The organism is Acinetobacter sp. UBA5934 (assembly GCF_002430855.1).
GTDB lineage: Bacteria > Pseudomonadota > Gammaproteobacteria > Pseudomonadales > Moraxellaceae > Acinetobacter.
On record NZ_DJDC01000156.1, the window covers coordinates 68633 to 73601 of the forward strand.

General features: G+C 43.0%; 5 protein-coding genes. All 5 read right to left on the reverse strand.

The window, feature by feature from the left end:
- Nucleotides 1–1891: mechanosensitive ion channel (locus B2Y23_RS11105; RefSeq protein ID WP_291370814.1), on the reverse strand; the 1891-nt coding region annotated here is incomplete at its 3' end.
- A gap of 225 nt (nucleotides 1892–2116) precedes the next feature.
- Nucleotides 2117–2464, reverse strand: a complete 348-nt coding sequence (locus B2Y23_RS11110) for a hypothetical protein (RefSeq protein ID WP_291354359.1) — start codon at nucleotides 2462–2464, stop codon at nucleotides 2117–2119.
- A gap of 120 nt (nucleotides 2465–2584) precedes the next feature.
- On the reverse strand, nucleotides 2585–3403 hold the full coding sequence (eutC, locus tag B2Y23_RS11115; protein WP_291370871.1) for an ethanolamine ammonia-lyase subunit EutC: 819 nt from the start codon (nucleotides 3401–3403) through the stop codon (nucleotides 2585–2587).
- A 15-nt stretch (nucleotides 3404–3418) separates the two neighbouring features.
- Nucleotides 3419–4804 (reverse strand): ethanolamine ammonia-lyase subunit EutB, encoded by a 1386-nt coding sequence (locus B2Y23_RS11120; RefSeq protein ID WP_291370816.1) that lies wholly within the window; start codon nucleotides 4802–4804, stop codon nucleotides 3419–3421.
- A gap of 24 nt (nucleotides 4805–4828) precedes the next feature.
- On the reverse strand, nucleotides 4829–4969 hold a 141-nt coding region (locus tag B2Y23_RS15495), incomplete at its 5' end, for a hypothetical protein (RefSeq protein WP_414632126.1).

The following is a 4969-nucleotide window of genomic DNA, read 5'->3' on the forward strand; positions in this document are numbered from 1 at the left end:
TATCGACATCGGATTCTTTCTCACCAGTCGATCCAAAAGGATTATTTACTGGCGGATTTTTTGGATCAACACGCAGAGAATCTGGAATACTCTGATCTGGATCCGGTTTTTGTGCATCTTGCGGTGCGGTAGTTAATGAAGCAGGAGTTGGATTGGACAAATCAGGCATGAGCGTTTCTTTCTGATCTGAGATTGGGTATGGACTCGCCGCTACGGGTTTGTTAGAACCAGACGTTGCTGGTGCGCCTCCATCCATTTCCAGTTCAGAAGATTTATCCACTGAAGGGTCCGAACCTTGATTCACTTCTGATGTGCCATGTGCAGTAAATGCTTGTGCAGCATGGGCAGAGATTGAGTCAGAATCTGAACTTGAAGTCATCAGGTCTGAATTTTCCTCATGGAAAGGATTCGGCTCCTTTGCCTCTCTTTTGCATTTATCAATTAAGTCAGTCAATACTCGTTGTGCCGGATCACGACCACCTAAACCAAAGGCCAAAGCAAAGGCAACCGCAACTGCGCCCAAGGTTAAACCGAAGGCAAGATTTACAATCGAATCGGCAATACCCATGGCACGTAAGCCCATGGCAATAACCAAACCTATAATCAGGATGCGAACCAGGTTGGCCAACCAGCGTGAACTGTTATATTCACCACGCCCAATGACTTTCGCAACAATGTTTGCAAGCCAGAAGCCGATCATCAAGATGACAGCACCAAGTAAAATATTGGCACCGAACTGGATAAACATCGAGATCAGCGCACTAACCTGTTCAAAACCAAGTCGGTTTGCAGCTTCCGATACTGCAAATAGCATGGTAAAGAAAACGATCATGTATCCAACAATGGTTGATACTTTGGTCGTTCCCAAAAAGCGTTGTGCATCCATTTTGGCAGGTAATTCATCAACACCTGTTCCAGCCAATACGTCAACCACCAGATTAGCCACGAAACGTGAAACTACATAAGCCAAAATCAGAATTAGACCCGCCGCAATAATATGCGGAATCGCATTCATGATTTCATACAACATGGCTGTTGCAGGTTGTGAAATCGCCTGAATACCTAAAGCTTCAAATGCAATAATCAGCGCAGTAATAATAATTACAGCGAAAACAAAAGAGCCTAATACTTTTGGCAAATTAGAATTTTTCAGGAAACCAATCTTTTGTGTTTCATGCTGTAGATTTAAACTGCCGACCAGACCTTCAACAATACCGCGTACAATTTTTGCCAGAATATAACCGACAAATACAATCACACCGGCAATAAAGATATTAGGCAAGAATGAAACAACTTCATTCACCATATTTTGTACTGGAAGCAGCAAGCCGGTTAAGCCTAAAATAGACAGTACAATTGGCAGGAATAATAACAAAATCAGCCAATAAACAATGTCACTAATGTTCTGGCTAATCGGACTGACACCTACGTCAGCACTTAATTTTTCGTCCAGTTCAGTTCGATCCAGCAGTTTTTGCATTCCTACTTTGACCAGAGTCGCTACAATCCAGCCAATAAAACCGACCGCAAGAGCCGCTAAAAGTCGAGGAATAAACAACAGGAATTGCTGAATCATATTGCTGAACGGTCCACTCACACTGGTGAGATTAAGCACATTAAATGCACCTATGACCGCAATGATCATCACAATCCAAAAAACGATACGCGAAACGATACTTTCCATATTTGCGCGATGTCCTGTCGCACTAGAAAGTCTTTGATTTGTTCCAAGCTTTTGTAAAACTTTTTTAATTCCTGCCGCAATAATGAGGGCAATAATCCAACCTATGATTAAAATGGCGATGGCAGCTAAAATAGGATGAAATTGATTCCAATAATACATTGCATCAAATTCACCCCCTCTTGGGCCTCCAGAAAAATACTCATTCATATTGTCATGTCCTCTTGTTATTACTTATTGAAGTTCTATCGCAGATGAATATTGGGTTTTGTCGGTTAGTTAACCTAAAACTATGAAGTTAAGAACACATTAGGATTCGAATATTTTTTCTTCAATACAAACCAGCATAAATACAACAAAAGCGCACATTTGATTGCAAAAAAGCCCTAATCCTTTCAGATTAGAGCTTTAAATTAATACATTAAAATTGTCGTTTTAATTCGAGTTACTACGTCCCACGCCCACATTGTCGGCTGCATTTTTAATCGCGTCACTTTCACCCGCTTCGGTTGCTGTATCAACAGCTGTTCCTACAGGTTCATCTGTTGCTGTCGCTGTTCCGGTATTTGGAGTGGTATTGTTTGGTGTTGCTGTTTGGGCTGAAGGATCAGGATGTCCAGGAGGCGCATCTTTAGCATCTGGTTCGGTATCCGCAAACATGTAAGCCAGTAACGCAATCAGAAAAACACCTACGATAACCAAGATATAAACAGGCAGACGCTTTTTCTGAGTTCTCTCTTCCTGTGTCGTTACATGAGGCGGTTTATTAAAATCATGTGGCATATATTCCTCTGCTTTATCTTGTTTTTCATATTTTTATACTAGCAATATCCACAATTTAGTTATGTGTAAAAGCATAGTGACATGGTGAATACATGTAAACTTGCCTTATATACTGTCAAATCAGAAAATACGTTTTAAATTAGAGGAAGTGTGGGTTTCAACCAGCATTTCATGTTCATCTTTAAGATGTACGCCTGAAAATTGCAGCTGACGAGACTTTCTCATCAGTGCCATTAAACGCTGAATTGCCACCAAATCAGATAAGCCGGCAGGACGTACATTGGAAATGCAATTACGTTTGGCATCAGGGCAGCCTTGATATGCGTTCCAAGTGAAATAAATTCCCATACTGTCTGGTGAACTTAAACCTGGACGCTCACCAATCAGCATCACCAGCATTTTAGCTTTTAGAATTTCTGCAACTTCATCGCCCAGTGCTACCCGACTTCCGGTTGCAATGACCAATGGCGCAACCGACCAACCTTCATTTAGGCAAGCCTGAGCTAACTGCTCAATAAAATGTCCTGCATTCACTTCAATCGCACGTGCGGATAAGCCATCACCCACTACAATCAGCACATCATATTCAGTCTGATGTTGCTGCTGATATTGCTGTAATAATGCTCTAGATGACGCTGACAGTACTCGACCCAAATCTGGACGTTTTAAATAACTATCTTTATCTAACGTACAACTGGAAATGTGCAAAATATCTTTATTCAGCTTTTTTAACTGTGCTTTTAAGCTTTCAACATCCAGCATTTTTAAAACGGCATCTTTGGCCTGCGCATGTGCCAGCTGAAACTGTAATGAAGGCTGAGTGGGCTGACTGCACCCCACGCGGCCTAAGGCAATTCGGGCGTCGGTGAACTGTTTCAGTTGCTCCCAGGCATTTTGCTTCAGCTCGGGTTGAAACTGGACCTCGTATTGTATTTTCATCATCCAATCCTCCACTCATGACATGATTAAACGGGAGAACTTTTCTGGCAGCTGGCTCGGCCAATGCAGTTGTGTGTAATGCTGTTTCAAAATTCCTTGTTGCTCCAGCCAGGCTGCAAACTCGGGTGCTGGCTGCAAACCTAATAATTGACGAATGTATAAAGCATCATGAAAAGAAGTGGTTTGATAATTCAGCATCACATCATCCGAACCCGGAATCCCCATAATAAAGTTAATCCCGGCATTGGCCAGCAATGTGAGTAACACGTCCATATCGTCCTGATCGGCATCGGCATGGTTGGTATAGCAAATATCGCAGCCCATCGGCAGCCCCAGTAATTTGCCACAGAAATGATCTTCCAATCCTGCCCGAATAATCTGTTTGCCGTTATATAAATATTCTGGCCCGATAAAGCCCACTACGGTATTGACCAGAAAAGGCTGATATTTTCGAGCCACGGCATAGGCACGCGCTTCTATGGTTTGCTGATCCACCCCATGATGTGCATTACTGGATAAGGCACTGCCCTGTCCGGTTTCAAAATACATCACGTTCTGACCGACCGTACCGCGTTTTAAACTTAAAGCGGCTTCATAGCCTTCCTGCAACATGGCTAAATCAATCCCGAAAGCACTATTGGCGGCTTGTGATCCGGCGATCGACTGAAACATTAAATCGACCGGCACATTTTTATTAACCAGCTCTATGCCTGAACTGACATGAGTCAAGACACAGGACTGGGTCGGTATCTCATATTCATGAATAATATGATCCAGCAGTTTTAGCAGTTCTGAAAGATTTTGCAGATTATCGGTCGCCGGATTAATGCCAATCACGGCGTCACCATTGCCATACATCAAACCATCTAAAATACTGGCGGAAATCCCCAATAAATCGTCGGTGGGATGATTGGGTTGTAATCGGGTCGAAAGCCGTCCCTCCAAGCCAATGGTGTTCCTAAACTGAGTGATAACCCGGCATTTCTTTGCGACCAGAATCAAGTCCTGATTGCGCATAATTTTGCTCACCGCAGCCACCATTTCAGGCGTCAGCCCCGCTTGTAAATGCTGCAATTTTTCTGTGCTGGCGTCTTCACTGAGTAGCCAGTTGCGAAAGTCTCCTACACTAAAATGTGAAATAGGATAGAAAGCCAATGCATCATGTTCATCAATAATTAAACGGGTCACTTCATCCTGATCATAATCAATCAACGTTTCTTGCAAAAATTGCTTGAGCGGCACATCTGCCAGACACATCTGTGCTGCGACCCGTTCTGTTGCATCTTGCGCCGCAATTCCTGCCAGCTGATCGCCCGAGCGTTCCGGCGTCGCTTTCGCCATTAAAGTTTTTAAGTCTGCAAAAACATAATGATGATGAGCTACATTGATTTGATACAGCATGCTGCATTGCTCCTGATTTTCTTATTATTTCAGTTCCTGTTCTGCGGCCTGAATATTGGCAAACTCTTCTTCTGGTGTTCCGGCAACCAATTTATTTCGGCTATAAACCAGGAAATACACAATAAAAACCACATAAATGGCGGCTGCCATCAACCAGACTTTAGG

What these genes read in the sequence shown, in the direction of transcription:
- B2Y23_RS11110 (WP_291354359.1), bottom strand. Translation starts at nt 2,464, where the DNA reads ATGCCACATGATTTTAATAAACCGCCTCATGTAACGACACAGGAAGAG.
- eutC (WP_291370871.1), bottom strand. Translation starts at nt 3,403, where the DNA reads ATGAAAATACAATACGAGGTCCAGTTTCAACCCGAGCTGAAGCAAAAT.
- B2Y23_RS11120 (WP_291370816.1), bottom strand. Translation starts at nt 4,804, where the DNA reads ATGCTGTATCAAATCAATGTAGCTCATCATCATTATGTTTTTGCAGAC.